Origin of the sequence: Bacillus cereus group sp. RP32, from assembly GCF_040459735.1 — a bacterium.
Taxonomy (GTDB): Bacteria; Bacillota; Bacilli; order Bacillales; family Bacillaceae_G; genus Bacillus_A; species Bacillus_A wiedmannii.
The window spans coordinates 348,898-374,930 of record NZ_JARVHO010000002.1 but is presented as its reverse complement, the minus strand read 5'-3'; the positions used below and the strand labels follow the sequence as shown (position 1 = coordinate 374,930).

The window sequence follows — 26,033 nt, the reverse complement described above, 5'->3', positions numbered from 1 at the left end:
ATGGAAATGATGAAAATCGCCATTAAGTATAATGATGCTGATGAGTTTTCTTATCAAGATCTCTTATTCCATGAAACGATTATTCGAACCATTGAGCATTCCTACATCCTGATGATTTGGAATAATTTAAAGCCTGTTATGGAAAGCTTAATCCTTTTATCAATGCGTAATCGTTTCAAGGAAAAGTACGAAGACTTTGAACGGGTTATTAAAAATCATGAGCTTTATATAAAAGCAATCGAATCAAAAGATCGGGCCCTCATGATTGAGGCCTTACATCAAAACTTTGATGATGTTCAAGGGAAAGTTGAAGATCTCTGGATGTCACAACAAATGTTATCTAAAGGAGTAGAGCAAGGACATGAGTAGCTATATGTTAGGTATGGATATCGGTACAACAAGTACGAAAGCAGTTTTATTTACTGAAAAAGGCGAAGTCATCCAAACCGAGAATATTGGTTACCCACTTCGCACACCGGATATATCCACAGCGGAACAAGATCCAGAAGAGATTTTCCAAGCTGTTTTACAAGCGATATCAAATATAACGAAACAGCATTCAGATAAAAAACCATCGTTTATTTCATTTAGCAGTGCTATGCATAGTGTCATTGCTATGGATGAAAATGATCATCCGCTGACACCTTGTATCACTTGGGCAGATAATCGTAGTGAGACATGGGCACATAAAATCAAAGATGAACTGAATGGCCATGAAGTTTATAGACGAACAGGAACACCTATTCACCCAATGTCACCATTAAGTAAAATTACATGGATTGTGAATGATCATCCGGAAATTGCTATTAGAACGAAAAAATATATTGGAATCAAAGAATATATCTTCAAACAATTCTTTGATCAATATGTTGTTGATCATTCCATCGCCTCGTGCATGGGTATGATGAACTTAAAAACACTAGATTGGGATGAGGAAGCTTTAAAAATTGCTGGTATAACACCAGCTCAATTATCTGAACTCGTACCAACCACCCAAATATTTGGCAACTGCAATCCAGATTTAGCCCAAAAGATTGGTATCGATTCACAAACACCGTTTGTCATTGGTGCCAGTGATGGGGTGCTTTCTAATCTAGGTGTGAATGCAATTCGAAAAGGTGAGATTGCTGTCACAATTGGGACAAGTGGTGCTATTCGGACCATCATTGACAAGCCACAAACAGATAAAAAAGGAAGAATATTTTGTTATGCCTTAACTGAAAAGCATTGGGTAATTGGTGGACCGGTAAACAATGGCGGAATGGTCCTTCGTTGGATTCGTGATGAACTTGCTTCATCAGAAGTAGAAACTGCGAAAAGACTAGGAATTGATCCATACGATGTATTAACTAAAATAGCTGAACGCGTGAGACCTGGTGCAGACGGATTATTATTCCATCCATACCTCGCAGGTGAACGTGCACCATTATGGAATCCAGATGTACGTGGCTCCTTTTTCGGTTTAACGATGTCACATAAGAAGGAACATATGATTCGTGCAGCTTTAGAAGGCGTTATATATAATTTGTACACTGTATTCTTAGCGTTAACCGAATGCATGGATGGTCCTGTAACCCGTATTCAAGCAACAGGCGGCTTCGCAAGGTCTGACGTTTGGCGACAGATGATGTCCGATATTTTCGCATCTGAAGTCGTTGTTCCAAAGAGTTACGAAAGCTCTTGTCTAGGTGCATGTATTTTAGGTCTCTATGCCACAGGAAAAATTGATTCTTTTGAAATCGTTTCCGAAATGGTTGGCAGTACCTACAAACATACACCGAAAGAAGAGGCAACAAAAGAATACAGACAATTACTGCCGATATTTATTAACCTATCAAGGGCGCTAGAAGATGATTATACACGAATTGCAAATTATCAAAGAAATTTAATAAAGTAAAACTTTCATCAGTGATCCCCACGCCTCGATTCTATCTAAATCTCGAGGTGGGGGCCTTACTGCCCACGAATAGCGGGAGAAATACAAATACAGCTAAGATTAGGGGGGAACTACGATGCCATTAGTCATTGTAGCAATTGGGATTTTAGCATTACTTTTACTGATTATGCGCTTTAAATTAAATACCTTTATTTCATTAATCATTGTATCGGTCGGGGTTGCTTTATCACTTGGAATGCCACCAGAAAAAATTTTTAAAACCATTGAAGCAGGATTAGGCGGAACACTTGGTCATTTAGCACTCGTTTTTGGACTTGGTGCGATGTTAGGTAAGTTGCTTTCAGATTCTGGGGGCGCACAACGTATTGCCATGACCCTTGTGAAAAAATTCGGTGAAAAGAACATTCAATGGGCTGTTGTGACTGCCTCATTTATTATCGGTATTGCATTATTTTTTGAAGTAGGATTAGTATTATTAATTCCGATTGTATTTGCGATTTCAAGAGAATTAAAAGTTTCTATCTTATATCTCGGTATTTCGATGGCAGCAGCTTTATCTGTAACACACGGATTTTTACCGCCACACCCAGGGCCAACTGCTATCGCAGGTGAATTGCATGCAAACATCGGTGAAGTATTACTTTACGGTTTTATGATAGCGGTTCCAACAGTTGTATTAGCTGGACCTGTATTTACTAAACTTGCAAAAAAACTAGTACCTGAGGCATTCACAAAAACCGGTAATATCAAATCTTTAGGTGAGCAGAAAGTATTTAAACTTGAAGAAACTCCTGGCTTTGGAATCAGCGTTTTTACCGCTTTACTGCCTGTTCTTTTAATGGCAGTCGCTACAATTATTACTTTACTGCAAAAAACAATGGGATTTACAGATAATAGTTTACTAGCAGCAATCGAGTTTATTGGGAATGCGGATACAGCCATGTTGATATCCTTACTAGTTGCGATCTATACAATGGGATTGGCAAGAAATATTCCAATCAAAAGCGTGATGGAATCTTGTACAACAGCAATTTCAAATATTGGGATGATGCTCTTAATTATTGGTGGAGGCGGAGCTTTCAAACAAGTATTAATTGATGGCGGCGTTGGTAACTATGTAGCCGAATTATTCAAAGGAACTTCATTATCACCGATCTTGCTCGCATGGATTATCGCTGCCATCTTACGTATTTCATTGGGGTCTGCTACGGTTGCTGCATTAACAACTGTCGGTTTAGTGATTCCGATGTTAGGTCAATCTGATGTTAACCTTGCTTTAGTTGTCCTTGCAACAGGGGCTGGTAGTTTAATTGCTTCACACGTAAACGATGCTGGTTTCTGGATGTTTAAAGAGTACTTTGGTTTAAGCATGAAAGAAACATTTGCAACATGGACTTTACTTGAGACTATCGTTTCTGTAGCTGGATTAGGATTTACTTTATTATTAAGTTTATTTGTATAGATCTTTCTAAACAATACAAGGGATACGGAAGCTGTTTAATGTAATTTTTCATGATTGATTAATAAGGATGAAAATTTCTCTTTATTTTTTAACTTGATAGTGATGTGCCGTGTCCCTATAACCTTTCGCACGAATACTGACGGAGCCTATTGAAATGAAAAAGATTGATTATTTGATTAAAGTGTTATTTTAGGTATATATACTATAATACAGAGTAGCATACATGGAAAGGAACGATGGAATATGGCAAAGTTACAAATTGGAGTTGTTGGTGTGGGCGTTATGGGAAAAAGCCTCGCACTTAACTTTGAGAGCAAAGGGTATTCTGTTGCCCTATATGATATTTCAAAGGAAAAAGTTGATGAAATCATTGAGGAAAACCGTGGTAAAAACTTAGTTGGTACTCATATAGTTGAAGAATTTGTTAACTCACTTGAATCACCTAGAAAGATTTTATTAATGGTTAATGCAGGGGAAATTACAGATAAGGCAATTGATTCTCTAGTTCCTCACCTCGATAAAGGTGATATTTTAATTGACGGTGGTAATACATACTTTGTCGATACAATTCGCCGAAACAAACGTCTTGCCGAAGAAGGAATCAATTTCATCGGGGCAGGTGTGTCAGGCGGCGAAGAGGGTGCATTGAAGGGACCATCTATTATGCCAGGCGGACAGAAGGATGCATACGAAAAAGTAAAGGATATGCTTGAAAACATCTCTGCAAAAGTGAATAACGAGCCTTGCTGTTCATATATCGGACCTAATGGGGCAGGCCACTATGTAAAGATGGTTCACAACGGTATTGAGTATGGAGATATGCAATTAATTTGTGAAGCATATTTCTTCTTGAAACAAACACTTGATTTGACAGCAGAAGAGTTCCATGAAATATTTGCTGAATGGAATAAAGGTGAACTGAACAGCTATCTAATTGAGATTACAGCCGATATCTTCAAGAAGAAAGATGAAGAAACTGGTAAGCCATTAGTGGATGTTATTCTTGATACTGCAGGACAAAAGGGTACAGGGAAATGGACAAGCCAAAGCGCACTTGATTTAGGTATCTCTCTCCCTATTATCACGGAATCTGTATTTGCACGTTGCATTTCTGCTTTAAAAGAAGAGCGCGTGAACGCAAGCAAAGTTTTATCTGGCCCTAAAGATAAAACAGCGATTGGAGTTGAAAAAGCTGAATTAATTGAAGCGGTGCGCCAAGCTTTATATATGAGTAAAATTTGTTCTTATGCACAAGGATTCACGCAATTGAAGGCAGCTTCTGAGGAATATGATTGGAACCTTGATTTTGGCAGCATTTCTATGCTTTGGAGAGGCGGATGCATTATCCGTGCTGCCTTTTTACAGAACATTAAAGAGGCCTATGAGACAAACACTGACCTACCGAACCTTTTACTTGATCCATACTTTAAAGAAATTGTAGAGTCATATCAAGGCGGATTACGCCAAATTATCTCAATGGCGGTACAACAGGGCATTCCGATACCTGCATTTTCAGCAGCAATTTCTTATTATGACAGCTATCGTACTGCCAAACTACCTGCAAACTTGTTACAAGCGCAGCGCGATTATTTTGGAGCGCATACGTATAAACGAGTAGATAAAGAAGGTACATTCCATACAAAATGGATATAAAATAAGAAATGGACTAAGATTAAATTCTTAGTCCATTTTTCATAACACAATTCGCAGGCTATAAGACTCCAACTGATGAAAGTTCACTTTAAACGGATGAATGAATAAAAGTGCGTTTATTTTTCCCATTTAGCTGAAAAACCACATAACCTTTAATCTGAAATATTATCTGAATAACCTGCACAATTATTAATTTTTATACGTTTTATTGTGAATCATTTAAATCCTCTTTACTTGTCCTTAATTATATAAAGCTGCTTGTATTTGTAAAACCACTACTTTACAATACAATTTCAATTTTTAAAAGTAAATTAGTTAAACACACTGATTTTTCGCATAACGCCTCGATAACTTGTTACTTAAGGTCACAACTTAAATACCCCAGCTGCTTCTTATTGAAACCACATAGCCTTATCATGGCTATAAGCTCTTGTTTGAAACTACATAGCCTTATCATGGCTATTACTTCTTATTTAAATTTACATAGCTTTATCATGGCTATTACTTCTTATTTAAATCTACATAGCTTTATCATGGCTATTACTTCTTATTTAAATTTACATAGCTTTATCATGGCTATTACTTCTTATTTAAATTTACATAGCTTTATCATGGCTATTACTTCTTATTTAAATCTACATAGCCTTATCATGGCTATAAACTCTTATTTGAAACTATATAGCTTTATCATGGCTATAAACTCTTATTTGAAACTGCATAGCTTTATCATGGCTATAGACTCTTATTTGAAACTATATAGCTTTATCATGGCTATAGACTCTTATTTGAAACTGCATAGCTTTATCATGGCTATAAGCTCTTATTTGAAACTGCATAGCCTTATCGTGGCTATTACTTCTTATTTGAAACTGCATAGCTTTATCATGGCTATAAGCTCTTATTTGAAACTATATAGCCTTATCATGGCTATAAGCTCTTATTTGAAACTATATAGCCTTATCGTGGCTATTACTTCTTATTTTTAATAATGAATAGCTATATTGTGGTTACAATTTCGTAATTTATGAAACGTTATAGCTATATGATGGCTATAACTTTAAAAAAATGAAACGAGAATATCCTAAAAATCATTCGACTAAAAAATTTTTTATTCTATGTAATTTACTAATAAACGTTGATATAAAGCCATTTCATTAAATATGAAAGAAAACGCAATAAAATCATTATAGCTATATGATGGCTACAACTTTCACTTTAAAACTTCAAAAAACCTATATATACCAAGGGTTACAGCAGCTTTCAATAAAATATAACTTGTTTTAAAAACATGAAACGTTATAGCTATATGACGGCAGGAAACATGAAACGAAATGAAACGTTTATAGCGGTATGATGGCTACAACTTTTCATTTAAAAACAGTTATAACTCCCTATATATCAGTGTTTATACGAAGTCCTTAGAAATTTCTTAGTCAATCCAAAACATGAAACGTTATAGCTATATGATGGCTACAACTTTAAAACGAAATTAGCGTAAAACCCTATAAAATCAATGGTTTAGTAAGGTTCACCCCACAACATACTACGTTTCATATTCAAAAAACTTCATAGCCCTATGGTGGCAATAAACTTTTTTTTATGAAACGTCAAATCCCTTGTCCCCCAAGGGATTTGGGCACGTTTCATTTTTTTATTTTTCCTCTTAAAGGGACAGATTTCACCAGCATTCGATTTGATATAATCAAAAATGAAATTCTATATCTAATTGTGGGGAAAACTGCAACTTAACATAAAAGGAGGTGAAAAAGATGGCAAAACCTTTCGTTATAAAGAACAAACGTAGTTTGAATGGTGAAACAACAACACCGGTAATTGTAACAATTAAATCGTGGCAAAAGTTAGTAGAAGCTTTGGAAGGTAAGTATTACAGTTTTAAAGATACCTATCTAGAAGACATTGTGAGTTCAATGTCCTATGAAGAACGAATTGCAGATGAAGAGGGATTTGTTGAACAAGCAAAGCCGTCTTTTTCACTGAAAATGAAAAAGATTGTAGATAAAGTAAGTGGATTTGATAAAAATGAGGGCAGAAAACATAAGCTATATGGTATTACAAATGCTGATCTAGAAGTATTTCTATTTCTTCATAAAAAATGTAATACATATGGTGAGCTTTCACATGTATCGATCCACATGCTTTGGGAAGATTATAAAAATTATAAAGAAGCATTTGCACATATTCATCACTCACAATTTTATGTGGCTTTGAAGAAGTTAAGTTTCCATAACATCATTACAATTGAAAATGAGTACAGTGGTAAATATAAAATCACCTTAACTGATTTCATGAATAAAGAAACAAATAAAGCAAATGCATATACATTTATTAGCCCGATAGTATTTACCAAAGAATTCTTTGAGTTATCCATTGCAGCTAAGAAACTATTCATGGATGTAGCAATGCAGCAGAAACGCGAAACTACCCTGAAACGTTCTTTATTCAAAGTTGATGAACAAGGAAACTCAACACACTTTGGTGGTATGTATCGTTACTTACATAAGAAATACCCACATCAGATTCGTGCTGTACTTGAGGAATTAGAAACAAAACTTTCTGCTACTGGATCTCCTTTATTTAAAATTTGCAAGTTAGAAAAAGGGAAGAAGAACAAAAAGCAATACACAACATTGCATTTATCAGTACATCCTGATTTCTTATGCGCGAAAGAAGAAGGAGCAGAATACCGTGATCCATTTACACCACGAGATACATATAAGCGTAAAGCTAAATTCATAGAAAACTTGTTAGTTGAAATGAATATTGCTGAATTTGCAAAGGATATGAACCAATTCATTAACGTTTTAAAACACTCTTGTCATCGTCAAATTCGCCAAGTAGTTCGTGGCTTACGAGAAATGATTGATCGACAAGAAGGGTATCCGAAAAAGCTTGTTTATACACTAAGTAAATTATTAAAGCAATCTTCTCAATACCGTGTATTAGATACAGCTGCTAAAACTGGTATTTATCCTTTAATTACACACAATGTACCTAGACATGAACAAGAAGAGGCCATTTTTAAATTTGGTACTCATTTTGCTATATACTCTTTACGCAATGTTCAAAAGCTATTCCGTAAAGCGCATGACCTGCTTCATGCGAAATATGCTGTACCTGTAACCGTAGATGCTTACCATCGTAACTACATGCAGTATCAAGAGGAATCACTATTTAGAAAATATGCTTATGAGCAAGGAGTAAATATTAACGCATATACAGCATTAGAAATTGAAGTTCGCGAACTCTTAAAGTCTAGTGGCCATAAAGGAAATCAAATCCCTAGCGATATTCGTGAACTGTTCATTGAAAAAATTGATAAATTGCCGAAGGAAAAGATTCGTGTAATTGAGGTCCCTGAAGACTTTAATTTAATTCAGTTTCTACAGTCCTTAGAAGCATATTACCGTTCAACAAGTGAAGTACCACATACGGTTGATCAGCTGCTTCCAGCAATGTAATGATACAGCTCTCTATTTTTGAAAAATAACAAAAGTGGAGGGCTATTCGTGTTGGAAATAACATGTAGAGTGTATTACTTCAAGCAAAATAGAGAGTCAGTTTTCAATTTTAATGATCACAACTCTCTATTTTTTATGCAATTATATACAGTGCATGTGAAACAAAATAAGATATTCACAATTTCTAAGTTATTTATTTTGAATCATCAATCTTATTGCGTCATTTTATCTACAAAAAAGCAGAAATATTTTTTAGTATTCTGTTGATATCTTAATTATTTTGACCTGATGTGTATAATATAAACCCTTAAGTACTGTTCTTATCATGTTCTATCTCTAAATCTACTTAAAATCAGAAAAACTTCTGTTAGTTATGTTTAAAAAGTGGATTCTGTTCCTAACTTTGACCTATTTGTTAATAAATTGTGTGTAGTTTTTAAGAAATGTGGAAAGCTTGTTCATAAATCAGCAAAATTTGCATTTATTATTTATTCATTCACTCGCATCAAATTAACGATGATTATATGTAGTTTTTATATACCTACTTTACGATATTTTGTAGTTTTTAATCATCATCCAGCTCATTATGTACATTCCCAGTATTTACTTTTTATGATTTTTTACGGCTAGAGTAATCATGAACCCTTAGCACAGCAGTGTTTTAAGACGATTTTTTCTCTGTATAAAAGTTTTATCTTTTTTCTTTATATATATTAAAGATATATATTATATTAGGTTTTTATATTGTGTAATACTTACTATAGAGAATAAATCCTATGTAAAACCAATTTCATTTCTTAATGGAATTGGTTTTTTTATGTACTTTAATAAACATTATATTTAGTTTTAATCATTCTAAAAAAATTTTGATATAAAACATAATTTTTTTTATTTCTCTTAGATTTCCGAAAAAAGTAAATCATACTTAAAGTAGATAGTTGATTAGTGGAAATTACAATGAAATTTGTAATCTCCTAACCATTTAAAAAGAGAGGTGAAGACATGGTAAAAAAGAAATTTACATTCTTTAAACAAGCAAAGAATAAAACAACTGAAATATTAGATATGCAACAAGAAAATTCAGAAGCACTTAAAGAAAAGAAGAAACGTAAAACAAGGGAGAAAGTTCCAGCAATAACAGGAAGGAAAGTAGGTAAGGTTACATTTTGGTGTGTGATGGGATTCATGATTGCAGGAAGCTCCCTTTCATTTATCCAACTTGCCGGTCCTCCTAGAGCAGTAGCTGTTCAGGAAAAGAAAGAGGAACCCGTAAAAATTAAAATGTCAGAAGCAGAATTAATTGCATATGCGAATAGTTTTGCCGCTAATTATTTTAATTGGAAAGTTGATATGAATGTAGCTGAAGAACGAAGAAAACGATTAGAGAAATTTCTAGTTGAAGGATCCGATGAGCAAGGCGGATTAAATAGAGATACTTTAAAAAATGCTGCTAGCACTTTAGTTAAATCGGAAGCAGTAGAAGTCCGGCAAAAAGGAATTGAAGCAGAAGTTACATTGAAAATCATTCAGAAACTAGAACCTGTAAATAATCCTGCTCCTGGAACGACACAAGCTCCAGACACACCAAAAGAAGTTACAAGGTACTTCTCTATACCAATTTTAATGGAGAAAGGGAAGATGGTAGTCCCTAACAATCCTACAATCGTTCATGGAGAGAGAGAAAAGGCACCTTATAAAATAGCCACTTTCAAATCAGAAGGACGAGAAATTAATACAGATGCAGAAATTAAAAAAGTAGATCAATTTTTACAATCTGTATTTAAAGTGTATACAGAAGGAACACCAGAAGAAATTGCTTACTACTTTGAAAAAAGTAATATAACAAATGGGTTAAAAGGTATTATGACATTTAGCAAATTAGAAAACCTACGAATTTATGAAGATAAGAATAAAGGATACAGAGTCTTAGTTGATGCTAAGTTAAAAGACAATGATAGCAGCTTAGAGTACACATACTCATATGATATAAATCTTGTAAATAAAGATAACAAGTTTTCAATTAGCTCTATGAAGAAATTTGAAAACACATTAGAGAAAGTGGAGGGTAAATAATTATGGAGCTTTTGGGATTAGATATGGTTGCTCAGCAATTACCTGCTATTACGGATGCAGCGGTCTTAGGCAACATTAATTTTGGAGTGAATGCAAAAAACTGGTTAGTAGCTCAGTTAGGTCCCATTTTTTTAGTTGTAGCAATCATCGGTGTAATAGTTTTACTTGTTAAAAGACAAATGGCTGGTCTAATTGGTTGGTTAGTACTTTGTGCGATTGTATCTGTGTTTGTATTCACTCCAGATGTATTCAAAGACCTTGGAACAAAATTATATAATTTATTATTTAAATGATCATTTGTAAAAAATAGAAATTATAAGGAGTTGGTATAAGTGACTCAGAAACCGACTCGTAAGGAAGTAAGGACTTACAACTCTATATGGGATATTCCTAAGAGTTTATATGGGATAAGGGATATAACACTCCCTTTCCCTGTACCTTACAGACAGCTGGGGATTTTTGTTGGAACACTATTAATAATAATATTCTTAGAACAGATTTTACCATTAGGAAACAACGTCTTTTTTAAATATCTAATATTACCTGGTGGTATAGCGTACTTCTTTGGAAATGTAGAATTGGATGGAAAAAGTCCACACAAATTTATATATCGATTCTTTGTATTTACATTTGAAAAAAAGAAGTTGAGTCGTTATAAAGATACAACTGGCAATATTGGAAGCTATCAATATAAGACAGTAGTTCGATTTAAGGATGATTCAATTAAGAAAAAGTAATTAATTAATCTATACGGAAGAATTAGTTTAGTCTCATATTCTTCTCTAAGGAGGCACAAATGAATCAGGTTGAATTTCCAGTCAAATACTTTGATGAAAATTTGATTTTTAACCAAGACGGTTCTTGCTGGGCGTATTATGAGGCATACGGGATTCCTTATGAATTTAAAGGAGACGATGATAAAAATACGTTGTTTATGCGACAACTCGGCTTGTTTTGGAATTATGAAGAAGAAAAACATCTATTAATGATACCTGTTTATCAGAATTTCAAAGAAAAAGCCGATGAGTTTAAAGAAACAGTAAGCGGTGAACTAAAAGAGCTGGCAATCGATCATACTGATGACGTTGTCCATGAGTTAGAAAGAAAATTTGGTAAAAACGCTGTAGAATATCGTTATTTTATAGGTGTGAAATTAAAAGTAAGACACATACAAGAAGGACTTAAGGAAATGCTTTACACTGCATTTCATACCTTTAAAAACACTGCAGAACAGTTTGGATTACTTGGTGATACCAAAATACTAAAAACTGATTTGGAGATGTATAAACGGGAAGCTAGCGCCTTTAGAAATAAAATAAGAAAACATTTAGCAGTAAGAAGTTTAGAAACAAATGAAACACAATGGATTGTATTACGCAACTTCTATCGTACATTGGAAGCACCTGTTACAGCAGGATGGACGCCACCAGTAGTTGATGACGATTCAGCTCTCTTTCCGAATCAAGAGAGCTTGTTACGCCTAACAGAATCGGAGATAGACGTTAAAGGAAGACATATAGAAATGTCCCAAATCGGTTCTGATGGATTAGAGTATCCAGCGTATATGAGTTTCTTATCGGCATCGAAGATTCCATACACAATGGAATTTCCAGACCAAGAGTGGATGTATATGATCCAAAATATAGATTTCCCAATCGAACTAAGTATACGCACAGAAAATATTAACCACCGTAAAGCTCTATCTAAACTAAATAAAAAGAAAAAAGATTTAGAAGATCAAGAAACACATGCAAGGGAAAATTCACAAACTGTTGGACTAAACGTGTATGAGGGTGTTCAAGAAGCTACTGAATTACAAGCCCTTATACAAAAGACACGTATGCCACTTGTTAAGACATCCGTATCCTTCTGTATATGTGCTGAAGATTTAGATACAATGCGTCGAAATACCAATTCACTCATTTCTATTTATACAGAGATGATGATTGAACTAGTAAGACCATATGGAGACCAGTTCTTGCTGTTTAATGAATTTATCCCTGGTGCCAAAAGATATGTAAATGATTATATACACTTTATGGAGCCTGGAGTTCTGGCGGCCGGAATGTTTGGTGCAACACAAGATTTAGGAGATAATATCGGGTTTTATATAGGAACAACTGGTATTTTAAACAAAGCGGTTTATATGACACCTTCTCTCGCAGCGACAAATACCGTTGCAAATCAAAAAACGAGCGCACTTTCAGTTGCGGTAACAGGAAGTACTGGTTCTGGTAAATCATTTGGAACGAACTTAATTGTTTACCTAGCCGTACTAGGAGGAGCTCAAACACTGATAGTCGATCCAAAAGGTGAGAGGGGGAACTGGACAGAAGATTTACACGGCTTAGAAGGTAAGGTAAACGTAATTACACTTGGGACTGATAGGCGAGATGAAGGGAAATTAGACCCATTTATAATTCATAAACATAGCCGAAAAGATGCAATTGAGTTAGCGATGACAATTCTTACTTTCATTACAGGTATTAAACCAGATAACTCGGAGAAATTCCCGCGCTTAGCTTCAGCCGTAGAATTCGTAGCAGGAATGGAAGAGCCGTGCTTAACAGCTGTGTCTCAATACCTTGAAGATAGTGACGATAAAGTGGATCAGCAATTGGCCGCTCATATTCAAGCATTTGAGAATTTATCATTTGCACACTTAATCTTTGGAGATGGAACAAATAGAGATATTGAACTTGATACAGCAGTAAATATCATACAAATCCAGCATCTTGACATGCCAGATATTCAAAAAGATCCAAAAGATTATACCTTACAAGAAAATTTATCAGTTAGTATGCTGATGTCTCTATCTTCATTTGCAAGAAAATTCTTTCAAAAAGACCCTACTAAATTCAAAATTGTTTTATTGGATGAAGCATGGGCAATTATGGGAACTTCTCAAGGGCGAGAGTTGGCTCGTAAGCTAGTTCGTGAAGGTCGTGCCTTAAACTCTGCAGTATACTTTGCAACTCAAAGTGCAAGTGACCTTGGAGATGAGACATTTAAGAATAATATCGGTATGAAGTTCTCATTCCGTAATACCGACAGTAAAGAGATTTCTTCAATCTTAGATTTCTTTGGATTACCTGATAATGAGGAAAATCATGCGATTATTACTAATTTAGAAACAGGACAATGTTTATTCCAAGATATCCAAGGAAGAACAGGTGTTGTCACAATGGATGTAGTGTTTAAGGATTTATACGATGCATTCGATACAAGACCAAATGCAAGAAAGAATTATAGAAAGTCAAATGATGATGAAAAGCAGGAAGTTAATGCAACCTTTGTCGAAGAAGGGGGAGAAAAAATAAATGTAGGAGTGAGTTAACATGGTAAAAACTAAACTAAAAAAATTAATGCTATCTAGCCTATGTGCTGGCGCTCTAATTTTGAGCGCAGCATGTGGAAATAGCGAAACAAATGTAGGAGAAGAAAAAGATCAACAGGGGCACACTCCTAGAGAAATGATGCTAGATTTCGTAAAGGCCGACTTACAACATGATAATAAAACAATTAGAAAACTTATCGTCGATGGAGATAAAAATAAAATTTTAGATCCGAATCAAGGACCACAAAATAATTTATCTTACAAAGATTATACAGTAAAAGAGTATGTGGTAGATAAGGATACAATTATGTATAACTTTATTTCAAAGAAGCCCCCTAAAAATATCGATAAAGCAGTGAAATGGGTAAAAGTAGTTCGTACAGAGGATGGTTTCAAAGTTCGAAGTTATGCTGCTCCTTATCGAAATGAAATCGATGAAGTAGCAAATACTAAACCGACAAATGAGTTTAGTTCGAAAGATTAATAGGTTTCCCATAAAGGGGGAGTAACATGTAATGAAAAAGTTTATCACCCTATTGTTATTGGTTTGTACCTTTCTTTTAGCATTTAATTTACTTTTTAAAGCTGCACCAGTCTATGCAGATGAAGAGCCAAGACCTTCACTTATAGACGACATTATTCCTAAAAATAAAGAGAAATTAAAATATGAGGAATACCCACCAAGTAGCTATGGAATTGATGTTTATAACCCAGAAGGTGGGTTTGGAGAATCTCTTAAATTTTGGAAATGGAAAGACAATATTAAAGAACAAATTGTAGCAACTATTTTTATATTATTTAGTATTGGATGGACTATTAATCTTGCAGCTAGTACTTTTATTACAAGTATGGTTGGCCAATCTATGAGTCTCAATATTGTTGCTGATGTAGGAGATAAATTAGGCGATGTAATTTCTAAAGCAGCAGGGTTCAATGGTTCTTGGGGGAATGGAATATATAGTGAATTAATTGGACTCATGTTAGCTTTATTAGCTTGCTGGGTTATCTGGGTAGGTTTTGTACAACGACGCCAGTCAGAGATGCTAGGAGGATTGTTAAAGGCATTAGGTATTTTAGTTTTCACTTTAGCTTTTTTCGCAAATTCAAGTTATATTATCAAAGGATTGAACACTTTCTCTGAACAAGTAAATAAAACTGTTCTTGATTCAACTCAAAGTATTAGTGGAGCAAGTGAAGGATATTCAAGTGGTGTCGATTCTATCACTGATTTAACGCACACTCTATTAATCAAACAACCTTATACGTTATTACAGTTTGGTACAACAGATATGAAGAAAATCGGTGATGAAAGAATTAAGAAAATGCTAACAACGACAGATCCTGATGAAAGGCAGGAGCTATTAAAAGAGGAAGTAGAGCAGAAGAAAAATACGACATTAACTTTGGATGCTACTTTTGAGCGTGGCGCTTTAGTAGCATTACTTTTCTTAATCAATGGACCATTATGGGTTGTCTTAGGCTTGTGTAGTATGGCGATGTTATTTTATCAATTAATGTTTATCATAGTAGCGCTAATGTCACCAATAATGTTATTGATGGCTTTAGTACCTGCGTGGACTGGGACAGCTAAGAAGTTTTTATCTGAATTGTTCCGAACGCTGCTTATGAAAGTTGCAATTGGCTTTCTTATAACTTTAATGTTTTGGGTTTCTTCAATCTTGTTTAGCGCTACCGATAAATATGGATATTTAGTTGTAGCTGCATTACAAGTACTTTCGTTCTTAGGTGTTTGGTTATACCGTAAAACAATTTTCGATGCTATTACTACAGTACCAGCAAGTGCAGGAGCAGCAAGAGCTTCAGATGCTATGAGTAATATTAGGCAGAAATATCGTGATGTTAAACAGGGGTCTAAGGAAATTGGAAAAGGTGTAGCATTAGCTGGTGCGAGTGCTGTGACAGCAGGGAAAATTGGGAAATCAGGTTATAGTAAGTTTAAACAGTTGAAAGAAAACTATGCAGATAGAAAAGAAAAGGTAGCAGATGGTAAACGCAAGGAAAAAGAACAAATGCAAGCAGAAAAAGAAAAAAATATAAATCAAATGAAAAAAGAAGAAAATTTAGGTGTTCGCGATAGAAAAGGAAATCAGGAGCAAGAAAGGGTTAAGGAAGAAGTAGCCGCGACTAAAGAGAATCCAGAATTAGCAGTACGAGGGAATCATGAAGGTAATGACACTGAAATGCAACAGGCAGAACTAAAAGGTAAAGAAGAGGATGTAAAAGCTCAAGTTAGACCAGTAGCAAGTCAAAATAATGGTGGACTTGAGAATAAGCAAGAAGATGTAAAAGCGGAAGCAAAACCAGCAGCGACGATTAAAACACCAACAGGTCAAACAAAGCCAGTCACAACACCACAGTCAGTCACAACACCATCGCCGGCGAATCCGATGGAGAGCAAACCAGTCACAACACCACAGTCAGGAACAACACCATCACCAGCGAATCCGATGGAGAGCAAACCAATCACAACACCACAGTCAGGAACAACACCATCACCAGCGAATCCGATGGAGAGCAAACCAATCACAACACCACAGTCAGGAACAACACCATCACCAGCGAATCCGATGGAAAGCAAACCAATCACAACACCACAGTCAGGAACAACACCATCACCAGCGAATCCGATGGAAAGCAAACCAATCACAACACCACAGTCAGGAACAACACCAGCGCAACCGAACCCGATTGAGAGTAAACCAGTCACTACTTCACATGTAAGTACACCGCAAAAACAAGTAGAGGTAAAACCGGTTAATTCACAACCAACTAAAAATGTCCCTAAAGTAAATAATCAACAACAAGTAAAAGAAGGGGCAGCAATTAAAAAAGTTGAAACGAAAGCACAAACACAACAAGAAGCTTTAAAAAATGTAAAAGCGAAAGAAACTATAAAACCAAAATAATTCAGCTCGTGAGGGAGGGTTTATACATTGAGTGCGGAACCAAATCGCGACTTTGAAAATGAACATCATCCTGAAGCTGAACTAGGGAATGCTAAGCCTGCCTTGAAAAAGGCAGGCCATTCTTTAGGGAAGGCGGCTGGTAAAGGTACAAAAGTAGCGGGTAAAGCAGTTGCACAAGTAGGTAAGAAAGTGGCAGTTAAAGTAGCACAGAAGGCAGCTATAGTTGCTGTTGCAAAGCCATTATTAATAGTAGCCGGTATTATTTTGGCTGTTGTTGCAGGTTTAGGTATAGTGATATTTTTATTAACCGCCACAATGAGTGAAGATGAAGTCAGTCCTGGAGGAATTGGTGGTCCTTTTGCACCAGGTACTGCAAGTGTTAGTCCTGAAGTAATGAGATGGGAGCCGTTGGTACGGAAATATGCAGCCCAACACGGCATAGAGGCAATGACTTCACTAATACTAGCTCTTATCCAACAAGAAAGTTCTGGAACCCAGTTGGACGTTATGCAAAGTTCCGAATCACAAAATCATCCTCCTGGTTATTTTACAGATCCAGAAGAAAGTATTAAATATGGTTTAATGCATTTTGCAGATTGTCATAAAAAATCCAACGGCGATCAAAATATTACATTACAGTGTTATAACTACGGAACTGGCTACGCTAACTATGCAGTTTCAAAAGGTGGATATACTCACGAGAATGCAAGGGCATTTTCTGCAGAGCAATCAGCTAAAAATGGGTATAAATGTGGTTCGTGGCGAAGTGCAGAGGCAGTAGCTAATAATTGGTGTTATGGTGATCCAGACTATGTCCCACATATTATGAGATACTATCAACCTGGTCAAACCCCTGGTGGTTCTGGTGGAATTGCTGGTGGTAGCGTTTTAGGTGATGATGTATTCCAAGCAATTATGACAGAAGCACTAAAGTATCAAGGATGGCCATATGTGTTTGGAGGGCGAACACCAAATACGTCATTTGACTGTAGTGGAATTATTGAGTATACGTATTCAAGAGTTGGTATTAATTTATTTGGTACTGCACAAACCCAATGGGATAAAACCCAACGTATAACAGATCCTAAGCCAGGAGATTTAGTGTTTTTCCATAGTACTTATGCTACAAGTAACTATATTACGCATGTTGGCATTTATGTAGGAAATAATACAATGTATCATGCTGGTGATCCGATTGGCTATGCTGATTTAGGTAAACCATATTTTCAACAGCATTTTGCGGGATATGGTCGTGTAGTTAGATAATAATGCATGTAACATCTAGCAACTTATGAAACTGCGAAAAGGAGGTAAATCATGAAGAAAATCACCATTATAATAGCAATTTTATTAATAGCTAGTGTAGGGCTTTTAATAAAATATCAATCTGATAATGAAAAACTTAAAACTGATAATATAGAATTAACGAAAAAAGTGGAAAAGGTGGAGGCACAATACAACGATACGAAAAAGGAATTGTCAGCTCTAAAGAGTAATAATCAACAACAAGTAAAGGAAGCTGCAGAACGATTTCTTAAAGCTTTCCGTACTTATGATACGGGTAAAGGTGAATCATACCTTGCTAATATAGATGCATATATAACACCAAATGCAAAGAAAGAATTAACACCACCAGGTGGACCAACTCAATCTGCCCCTGGGGCTGGAGATGAGAAGGAAAAGAAGAAAGTTTCATTTCAATCTGAATACACAGGTGGTGAGTTGTATTATGCATTTTTGGATACCACAAAGGCAAATGTATTAGCAAAAGTAAAAAGTAAAATTACAGTTAATGGTGTTTCATCTGATAATATGTCATTAATGCAGATAAACCTTATCTATGATGGAAATAAGAAGTTATGGCTTGTCGACAAACTTATACCTTTAGCAGATTTAAAAGATCGTATGCCTTAGGATTTGTACACAAATTACATGTAGAGTAAAAGAAAACCCCTCTTAGCATTGCTAATAAGAGGCGTTTTTAGATGTTTCCGTTCTTAATGCAATGAAGATTTCTCTCTTTTTTCTCGCATATAAACAGCAAATTGCATCATTTCTTGCTCTGTTGTCGCTTGTAAATAAAGTCACGATGTTTATAAAAAAGATGCGATGTTTTGAATAAAGTCGCGACGTTTATAAGAAAATTGTGATGTTTTTATAGCGAATAGAAGATCTGTACTGAAAGGCGGATTAAGGAATCGTTGAATAGCAATAAAGTTCCTGCACTAAAGGACCATATTGTGGAATAAGAGGAAAGGTCTCAATTTTGATAGACATTTGGATGCGCACACTGATAGAATAAGCAGAAATATAATAGAGGTGGAATGGAATTGAGAAAAAGATTAGGGTGCTTACACGCCCATTATTCGAATATAGAATATATAGAAAACGCATTTTCCCTATTTAACATTGAATTAATACATTTTGTTGACCCAGCTTTAATGTATCGAGTTACATTAAATGAAAATTTTCAAGAATCAGATGCTCAATTTAAAGTTAAAGAGCAAATAGAATGGATTGCCCAATGTAATGTTGATGCTATCCTTATTACTTGCACAAACTATATTGCAATTTTACAGGAAGACCAACTCTCAATTTCAGTGCCAATTATTAAAATTGATGAACCATTCTTTGATTACCTCTGCAATATACAGCAGCCTCAGACCATTCTTTTTACAAATCCTGCAACTGTTGAAGGTACGGTAGAACGCCTTAAACATCATGCTAATAATCATCAAAAATCTTTAGATTTAGAGGTTATTGTTATAAATAGTACTTTTGAATTGATAATGCAAGGACTAAAAGAAGAATACGACCAAGAAATTGCAAAGTTCTTAAATCAAATCATTAAAGATACAAAGAAAGTTATCTCCGTTGCTCAATTATCTATGGTTGATGCATCTCAGCAAGTTGAGTATAAAACATCTAAGACTATTATTAATCCGTTAATTACATTAGTATCTTACATTGTTAATCAATTAAAATTAGAAAAGAAAAATCAGTGATAAACTGATGTGCCCTTCTTCAGCTAAAGGGCGCATTAATTGAGTAAGGATCGCAAAAATTATCAAACTTTTTTATAAAAGGATGATTCAATTGAATATAGAAAAAGTGTGTTTTGATCAATCTTTTTTCAAAACACACTTTTTCTATTTGCATCTTTTATCAAGGTTTATTAAGTTAATTTAATCCAACTTTATTCCAAGGATACATCTGTTAGAATATCTTCTTGTATTTCCTTTTACGCTGCCGTACCTACATATACTAAATCGTCCCATTTTGAGAATGGCTTTTCCCCTTTAAAAACCATCTCGCTATACCGTCTTAATTCTCCATCAATGTTTACTACATTAATTCTTCCTCCATTATTTAAGAAGCCTAATGCAAACATCTTGTCAGAGTAGTAAAAATCACATTCAGTATTAAGGTCATGTAATTTCTTTAAATTTAATTGATAATTTATATCTTCTTGTGGAATCTCTCTTTTTTCAGTTATCATTTTTTCATATGAGGAGAGTGGTAGGTTATCCAATTCATCTTCAAAGACTTCTTTAAAAATCCAGCACTTATCACTTGTATCTAAAGAATAAAGTTGATACCACTCATCGTAATGTGTTTTGTATAAGTATGTATGTTGCCCGTTAATTGTTTTTTTGTATGATTCCACAATGTAATGATCGGAAAAGTAATGGGTTTGATCATACAAAGTAACATCATCATAATGATCTTCAGTTTCAACAATGAATTTTTTCTTTTCTCCTGCGGATACATATTCATACCCATCTACAATAGGGAAATCTTCTGGATAAACGTTCATACACTCATTTTTAATTAAACAATTTCTTACTTCTTCTACAGCTGCTACTGGTATTTTTGCTATATTCAAAAATCATGTATTCGTATTCGTTAGGTTTAAATTCATTTAGTAATACGTAAGAATCCAAAGAATGCATCTTATAAGTATTTATCCACTTCACAGGTTCATGAAATTCTCCAGGTCGTATTAGATATCCCCAAAGTCCTACGTATTTCTGGAATGTATCTTCAGGCAATATGAAATAAAGCGAACCTTCCTCAGTTTCTTTTTCTAATATCCTTTTTTCATTAAACAGTTTACGCATCCTTTTTCCCCTCGCAATCAAAGTTGAAAATAATAAAATAGTCCATATAGGATTAGTTTTTGATGAAAATTTAATTGATTAAATATACAACTATTTTAACATTAACTTTTATAAATAAGATAAGGATCAGAGCTAGTTTTAAAAATTTTAGAAAACATTTCTAAAACACTTAGTTTCTCAGTTAAAAGTAACAATAATTCAAGTAGAAGTATTATTTTTGAACTTTATAAATATTGAACAAGAGAGAGGAGATATTTTTATGGATTCAAAAACTTATGAAAAACTCCAGGCACTACGTAGATATAAAGAGCCAATTCAAGCGGTATTGAGAACGGTTAAAAGAAACGATAAAGACGATCCAGATACTGAATATGCTGAGTTTGCCCTTGAAAACGGTAAGATTATAGGTGTTTGTAAAAAAGAGGACTTCTCTGATTACTCTTTTAGAAGTATTACACAATTCACAGGTAATATTTTTAACGTAGTAATTACTCAAATGTCTGATGAACTAGATGTAAATAAAGTTCAGGTTTCAGTAAAAGAAGCAAGTAGGAGATCTGCAGATGCTTTAATTCGTGAGTTGATAGAATTGGAGCAAGATGAAAGACTGCAAGAGCCAACCTACGAAGCAGAAGTAACTGGATACAATATGAATGCTCAGGTTCCTACTATATTCTTACGCATTAATGGTGCGGAATGCTTCATGAAGTTACATGAACTAAACTATGGAAGAGTGTATAAAAACGCAGTGGATCGCTATGCACCTATTGGTGAACGTATTCCAGTTAAGGTTCTACAATTTAATCCGGAGCAACGACTAATTCACGTTTCTAGGAAAGCAGCAGTGGAAAATCCTTATCAATTATTATCTGAATTAGCTGAAGGGGATACAATTGTAGGGAGAGTTGTAAATGTTGACCCGCGTTTTGGAGTTTTTGTTGAACTGGACCAAGGCTGCACAATTAAAGGAATTGTCCCTAAAACAATCGAACAGCCAGTATTGGATGAAGTAGTAAGTATGAGAATTGTGAATGTGGATGTAGAAAAAGAGAGAGGGTCGGGGGTTATCTTCAAGTTTCCTTTTGGACGCAAAAAAGTTAACGATCCAACGGCGTTTTTATATAACTAATGAGTGCGCCGCAGGTTTCCGTACAAGAGAATGGAAAAGCGGTTCAATATTGGCTTAATAGGGACCAATCTTTATCACTTTGGGATGACCCCTCTCTACAGGGGGGGCCAATTCTTCCAGATAAATTCAAACCACTTACAGATTTACGTAGTATTTATGACAGAATTAATTCCGGTTTTATAAATGAAAAAGACAATTTAATACTAAAGCTTATTTGGGATTCATTAGCTATTACTGAAGCTCAAATTAAAAATTTTGTGGAGTCTAAAATTAGTAGGTCTCAGGTTTCGGAATCGCTGAAAAAGCTGGTACTGTATGGATTTGTTAGTCGATGGGAGATAAAATCGGAGCTATTTCCGGATCAGCCCAAAACCTCTGCTCCAATCACTTTAAATACTGCCGGTCATTTGATGATGTGGGCTTATCATAACCGTAATACAAGCTATTCTTTAAAGCCAGAACAATGGTTAAAACTTGGAGTAGCAGGGGTACAAAGATTTGTCACTATGAATCAAATAAAATATGAGTTTGCAGTAGGCCAACAGTTATTAAAAAACTGGTGCTGGTATCCAAAGCTACAAGGTACTGGTAATGGGTATAATCCAATTGCTGTTGGAGAAATTAAAACTCCAATCGGAAATCAAAACTTTATATTTGAAAGAGTACAACAAGGCCAACGATATGCACAGCATTTAAAATCACGATTGAAAATTTGGGAAGATCGAATTCAAAATGGACCAAATAATTTATTGAATTTCGAAAACACGAAGAGTTTACCAGGTATTTTTATTTTATCTATATCTAATCTTTCATTAGCAGAACATGTTAGAAAGGAGCTAATGTTAGACTTACGCAAGATTCCTATCATGCTCGTAATAGACGAATGCATTCACAGTGAGGGATTCGCAAAATCTTTTTATATCTCAAATCAAAACGGAATTCAGCAAGCACCACTACCATTTTTGAGATAACAAGAGCTGCTTCAGGTAAATATGCTGAAGCAGCTTTTTGTTGTAATAACGATGAATCGACGTTCACAACTCAACCCTTATTTGCAATATATCTAATCTCATCTTTTATAGATAGCAATTAGGGTTTTTTTTATGAAAAAGCAATGTATTGAGTAGATAATTACAAAAGGCTTTTCTATTTTTCTCTAGAATGAACAGTAATGTATAATCTAATTTCCTTAAATGTAGCAAGGAGGGGGGAAAATTTGAATAAAATAATTTGGTTTATATTTACTTTTTTGGCCGTTTTAGTAGCTGGTTATGTTGTTATCCAATATTTTATTATGGATGGATTTCAAACAGGACTTGTCAAAATGAAGGTTATGTCTGTATCTAAATTAAGTAGTTTTTGGTACATTATGTTATTTATACATATTACAACTAGTATAGTAGCATTAGTAATTGGTCCGTTTACATTATCCACAAAATTTAGAGGAAAGAATATCAACCGTCATCGAATAGTTGGGAGAATCTATATGGCTGGTATATTATTAGGCGGCGTTTCAGGACTGTACTTATCCTTTTACGCTATGGGGGGATTGGTAGCAAAGCTTGGTTTCGGTTTGTTAGCCGTATTTTGGCTAACATCAGCATATCAAGCATTAAATAGAGTTAAGAATAAAAAAATTCAAGATCATCGGAATTGGATGATCAGAAATTATTCCTTAACCTTTGCGGCAGTTACATTAAGAATTTGGCTACCTTTGTTTGTATTGCTATTTGGATTAGAGCAGTTTGAGCTTAGTTACGCTGTTATTGCTTGGTTAGCGTGGGTACCAAATTTAATTATTGCAGAATTATTTATAAGACAAAGACTTGATAAAGGACAATATCAGGGAAATGATGATTTACATTTTTGATGCAAATCTTATTTAATGTTGAGGGAGAAATTCCCTAGCGATTAAATGTTTTTTTTATAATTGTTCTCGTTGAGATTATTGAATTTTTTTGATTTAATGAAAATTTCATTTTGTACTAATACTTTTAAACCGTGAAAAAAGGCTCTGCTGTTTCCGGCAGAACCTTTCTTAAAATGGCAAAGAGTAACTCTTACCTTACTCTTTGTTCATATAATAAAGGATTGTTAGCGAAAATCCAATACTCTATATGTTGAGAAATAAAGAATAATCATTATAAAGAATCTTATCTTTTTTTCATAAATTAAAGAGCAGCTAGCAAAAGATAACTGGATATGTTAAACATAGAAAATTTAGCATTTTCATTTTGATAGTAAAAGAGTAATCAAGGAAGAGACGAATAATAAAGGTTGTGGCACAAAACGATGTTATTTGCAATCGCTTTTAGTCGGAATCACAAGTTTTTATGGGTTTAGGCAAGCTGATAACATAAGAGTCTGTTTGCATGTTCTACCTTTTTTTATGTACAATAAGAATAAGAGATGATATAGACAGGGAGAGGAAATCCATGTCCACTAAATTAGTAAATTTACGCATTGATTTTGCTTTTAAACAGTTATTTGGAACAAAAGGAAATGAGGAAATTTTAACGGGTTTCCTAAATGCAATTCTAGAGGAATCTTTAGATGCGCCTATTACGTCACTACAATTAGATGATCCACATCTCCATAAATCTTATGAAGATGACAAGTTATCGATTTTAGACCTATTAGCAACGCTAGATAATGGAACGCAAGTAAATATTGAAATTCAGCTTCGAAATACACATGATATGGTAAAGCGATCTTTATATTACTGGAGTAAACTTTATACATCCCAAATGCAAGAAGGAATGCCATATCGTTCACTTCGGAAAACTATTACCATTAACTTACTAGATTTTATTTTATTTTCTCAGGATGATGCATTTCATACCATCGGACAATTATGGAATACTAAAATGCAGCAACTCCTAAGTGACGACATTGAAATCCATTTTGTAGAGATACCGAAATTGGTAAAACAATGGCGTGAAGAAAAAGTAAACCCGTGGGAAAATACATTTGTTCGTTGGATGTTATTATTACCAGCACATGAAGATGAACATTTAACTCAAACATTGGAGGAGATTGCGATGAATCAAGATCCAATTTTACAAAAGGCAATAAATAAATGGGAAAATATGAGCCATGATTCTTCTTTCCGAACAGCGTACGAAGCTCGGGAGAAATTGCTTTTAGATGAACAAGCCAAGCTAGCACATGCAGAACAAGAGGGCATGGAAAAAGGCATTGAGCAAGGTAAGATGCAGATGATCCGAGGAATGCATGAAATTGGTGTACCACTTGAAACTATTGCAAAAGCAAGTAAGTTGAGTGTGGAGGAAATAGAACGTATCTTAAAGCTAAAATAAATATATATGAGTATACAGAACTTATGTGTAGAAAAAATTAGACGTTTATTATCATAGTACGTCTAATTGAAAAGCATTGCTAAAGGTTTCAGCAGTGCTTTTTCTATATCATTTAAGGCAATTGATCTTTTGTTAAAAAAGTCAATTGCCTTTTTAAGATTTAAAAATATTTTAACTTTGTAATAAAGGAACCTAAATCATAACCTGTTTTTATTATAGCTATAGCTAGAATTACAATTAATGGATATTTAATATATGGATTGTTGAGGAGTTCCATTATGTTTTTCATGTTGTAAACCTCCATGGCATTATTTATATCATCGTATTTATTATCCTGAATATAATGATTAATAGTCAATATAATGTAAAGAAAGACACTTAATTGAAAGAGAACTAAACGAAATAATGGATAACAAAACCTTCATTTTTATCATTCCTTCTACAAGTAATTAGGAGTCAGTATAGCATATAGAAACAGTTCTTAGGAAAGAAACTATTAGGCAATTGAAATAAATCTCTACTTTCACCATATTTAGTTTAAGAATTAGATTGTCCGATTCTTTTGAAACATAACTATAATCATTCAATATCAATATTATAAGCAACCCAATTATTATATAGAAATACAAATTCAA

The 26,033-nt window shown here is 34.4% G+C and carries 17 protein-coding genes and 2 pseudogenes; 18 read left to right on the top strand and 1 reads right to left on the bottom strand.

The features are described 5' to 3' along the window. The 14 genes and pseudogenes from gntR to QCI46_RS29135 form a co-directional block, all read left to right on the top strand. Nucleotides 1-369 (top strand): annotated as a pseudogene (gene gntR / locus QCI46_RS29200) (gluconate operon transcriptional repressor GntR); the annotation flags it as partial. Beyond that, nucleotides 362-1,897, top strand: a complete 1,536-nt coding sequence (gntK, locus tag QCI46_RS29195; protein WP_353842112.1) for a gluconokinase — start codon at nt 362-364, stop codon at nt 1,895-1,897. The pseudogene gntR and the gene gntK, both read left to right, overlap by 8 nt. Before the next feature lie 115 nt (nt 1,898-2,012). Further along, on the top strand, nt 2,013-3,359 hold the full coding sequence (gene gntP, locus QCI46_RS29190) for a gluconate permease GntP (RefSeq protein ID WP_064472945.1): 1,347 nt from the start codon (nt 2,013-2,015) through the stop codon (nt 3,357-3,359). 243 nt (nt 3,360-3,602) lie between these two features. Further along, complete coding sequence (gene gndA, locus QCI46_RS29185) at nt 3,603-5,012, top strand: NADP-dependent phosphogluconate dehydrogenase (RefSeq protein ID WP_064472944.1); 1,410 nt, start codon at nt 3,603-3,605, stop codon at nt 5,010-5,012. A 1,769-nt stretch (nt 5,013-6,781) separates the two neighbouring features. Further along, nucleotides 6,782-8,491, top strand: coding sequence for a hypothetical protein (locus tag QCI46_RS29180; RefSeq protein WP_353842111.1), 1,710 nt, complete (start codon nt 6,782-6,784; stop codon nt 8,489-8,491). Nucleotides 8,492-9,493: 1,002 nt separating this feature from the next. Beyond that, nucleotides 9,494-10,564 (top strand): conjugal transfer protein, encoded by a 1,071-nt coding sequence (locus QCI46_RS29175; RefSeq protein WP_353842110.1) that lies wholly within the window; start codon nt 9,494-9,496, stop codon nt 10,562-10,564. Between the two features lie 2 nt (nt 10,565-10,566). Then, the gene (locus QCI46_RS29170; RefSeq protein WP_000421394.1) at nt 10,567-10,857 is read left to right on the top strand and encodes a hypothetical protein; all 291 of its coding nucleotides are present in this window, start codon (nt 10,567-10,569) and stop codon (nt 10,855-10,857) included. A gap of 39 nt (nt 10,858-10,896) precedes the next feature. Then, complete coding sequence (locus tag QCI46_RS29165; RefSeq protein ID WP_000192353.1) at nt 10,897-11,301, top strand: TcpE family conjugal transfer membrane protein; 405 nt, start codon at nt 10,897-10,899, stop codon at nt 11,299-11,301. Between the two features lie 59 nt (nt 11,302-11,360). After that, nucleotides 11,361-13,901 (top strand): ATP-binding protein, encoded by a 2,541-nt coding sequence (locus tag QCI46_RS29160; protein WP_353842109.1) that lies wholly within the window; start codon nt 11,361-11,363, stop codon nt 13,899-13,901. 1 nt (nt 13,902) lies between these two features. Further along, nucleotides 13,903-14,385: a hypothetical protein gene (locus QCI46_RS29155; RefSeq protein ID WP_098667132.1), complete on the top strand. Its 483-nt coding sequence runs from the start codon at nt 13,903-13,905 to the stop codon at nt 14,383-14,385. Nucleotides 14,386-14,416: 31 nt separating this feature from the next. After that, a complete protein-coding gene (locus QCI46_RS29150; RefSeq protein WP_353842108.1) occupies nt 14,417-16,828 on the top strand; it encodes a CD3337/EF1877 family mobilome membrane protein in 2,412 nt (803 codons plus the stop codon). A gap of 27 nt (nt 16,829-16,855) precedes the next feature. Next, nucleotides 16,856-18,094, top strand: a complete 1,239-nt coding sequence (locus QCI46_RS29145; protein WP_353842107.1) for a bifunctional lytic transglycosylase/C40 family peptidase — start codon at nt 16,856-16,858, stop codon at nt 18,092-18,094. A 51-nt stretch (nt 18,095-18,145) separates the two neighbouring features. Continuing rightward, nucleotides 18,146-18,742, top strand: a complete 597-nt coding sequence (locus QCI46_RS29140) for a hypothetical protein (protein WP_353842106.1) — start codon at nt 18,146-18,148, stop codon at nt 18,740-18,742. A gap of 410 nt (nt 18,743-19,152) precedes the next feature. Further along, nucleotides 19,153-19,833 (top strand): hypothetical protein, encoded by a 681-nt coding sequence (locus QCI46_RS29135; RefSeq protein WP_002001615.1) that lies wholly within the window; start codon nt 19,153-19,155, stop codon nt 19,831-19,833. Nucleotides 19,834-20,075: 242 nt separating this feature from the next. On the opposite strand, the pseudogene QCI46_RS29130 reads toward QCI46_RS29135, so the two are convergent. Beyond that, nucleotides 20,076-20,949 (bottom strand): annotated as a pseudogene (locus tag QCI46_RS29130) (hypothetical protein); the annotation flags it as partial. Nucleotides 20,950-21,208: 259 nt separating this feature from the next. On the opposite strand from QCI46_RS29130, the gene QCI46_RS29125 reads away from it, so the two are divergent. From QCI46_RS29125 to QCI46_RS29110, 4 genes are all read left to right on the top strand, one after another. Beyond that, nucleotides 21,209-22,078 carry an RNA-binding protein gene (locus QCI46_RS29125; protein WP_088062822.1) on the top strand — a complete coding sequence of 290 codons (870 nt, stop codon included), beginning with the start codon at nt 21,209-21,211 and terminating at the stop codon, nt 22,076-22,078. Further along, nucleotides 22,078-23,049, top strand: a complete 972-nt coding sequence (locus tag QCI46_RS29120) for a hypothetical protein (RefSeq protein WP_098135019.1) — start codon at nt 22,078-22,080, stop codon at nt 23,047-23,049. The genes QCI46_RS29125 and QCI46_RS29120 overlap by 1 nt, the downstream gene beginning before the upstream one ends. A 245-nt stretch (nt 23,050-23,294) precedes the next feature. Next, nucleotides 23,295-23,948, top strand: coding sequence for a DUF2306 domain-containing protein (locus tag QCI46_RS29115; RefSeq protein ID WP_330939064.1), 654 nt, complete (start codon nt 23,295-23,297; stop codon nt 23,946-23,948). Between the two features lie 565 nt (nt 23,949-24,513). Next, nucleotides 24,514-25,398 (top strand): Rpn family recombination-promoting nuclease/putative transposase, encoded by an 885-nt coding sequence (locus QCI46_RS29110; protein ID WP_002065464.1) that lies wholly within the window; start codon nt 24,514-24,516, stop codon nt 25,396-25,398. Nucleotides 25,399-26,033 lie beyond the last annotated feature (635 nt).

Bases quoted from the DNA above. Each gene is read 5' to 3' on its own strand.
- gntP (WP_064472945.1), top strand. From the start codon at position 2,013: ATGCCATTAGTCATTGTAGCAATTGGGATTTTAGCATTACTTTTACTG.
- QCI46_RS29110 (WP_002065464.1), top strand. From the start codon at position 24,514: ATGTCCACTAAATTAGTAAATTTACGCATTGATTTTGCTTTTAAACAG.
- QCI46_RS29140 (WP_353842106.1), top strand. From the start codon at position 18,146: ATGAAGAAAATCACCATTATAATAGCAATTTTATTAATAGCTAGTGTA.
- QCI46_RS29150 (WP_353842108.1), top strand. From the start codon at position 14,417: ATGAAAAAGTTTATCACCCTATTGTTATTGGTTTGTACCTTTCTTTTA.
- gndA (WP_064472944.1), top strand. From the start codon at position 3,603: ATGGCAAAGTTACAAATTGGAGTTGTTGGTGTGGGCGTTATGGGAAAA.
- QCI46_RS29170 (WP_000421394.1), top strand. From the start codon at position 10,567: ATGGAGCTTTTGGGATTAGATATGGTTGCTCAGCAATTACCTGCTATT.
- QCI46_RS29120 (WP_098135019.1), top strand. From the start codon at position 22,078: ATGAGTGCGCCGCAGGTTTCCGTACAAGAGAATGGAAAAGCGGTTCAA.
- QCI46_RS29180 (WP_353842111.1), top strand. From the start codon at position 6,782: ATGGCAAAACCTTTCGTTATAAAGAACAAACGTAGTTTGAATGGTGAA.
- QCI46_RS29175 (WP_353842110.1), top strand. From the start codon at position 9,494: ATGGTAAAAAAGAAATTTACATTCTTTAAACAAGCAAAGAATAAAACA.
- gntK (WP_353842112.1), top strand. From the start codon at position 362: ATGAGTAGCTATATGTTAGGTATGGATATCGGTACAACAAGTACGAAA.
- QCI46_RS29135 (WP_002001615.1), top strand. From the start codon at position 19,153: ATGGAATTGAGAAAAAGATTAGGGTGCTTACACGCCCATTATTCGAAT.
- QCI46_RS29125 (WP_088062822.1), top strand. From the start codon at position 21,209: ATGGATTCAAAAACTTATGAAAAACTCCAGGCACTACGTAGATATAAA.
- QCI46_RS29155 (WP_098667132.1), top strand. From the start codon at position 13,903: ATGGTAAAAACTAAACTAAAAAAATTAATGCTATCTAGCCTATGTGCT.
- QCI46_RS29160 (WP_353842109.1), top strand. From the start codon at position 11,361: ATGAATCAGGTTGAATTTCCAGTCAAATACTTTGATGAAAATTTGATT.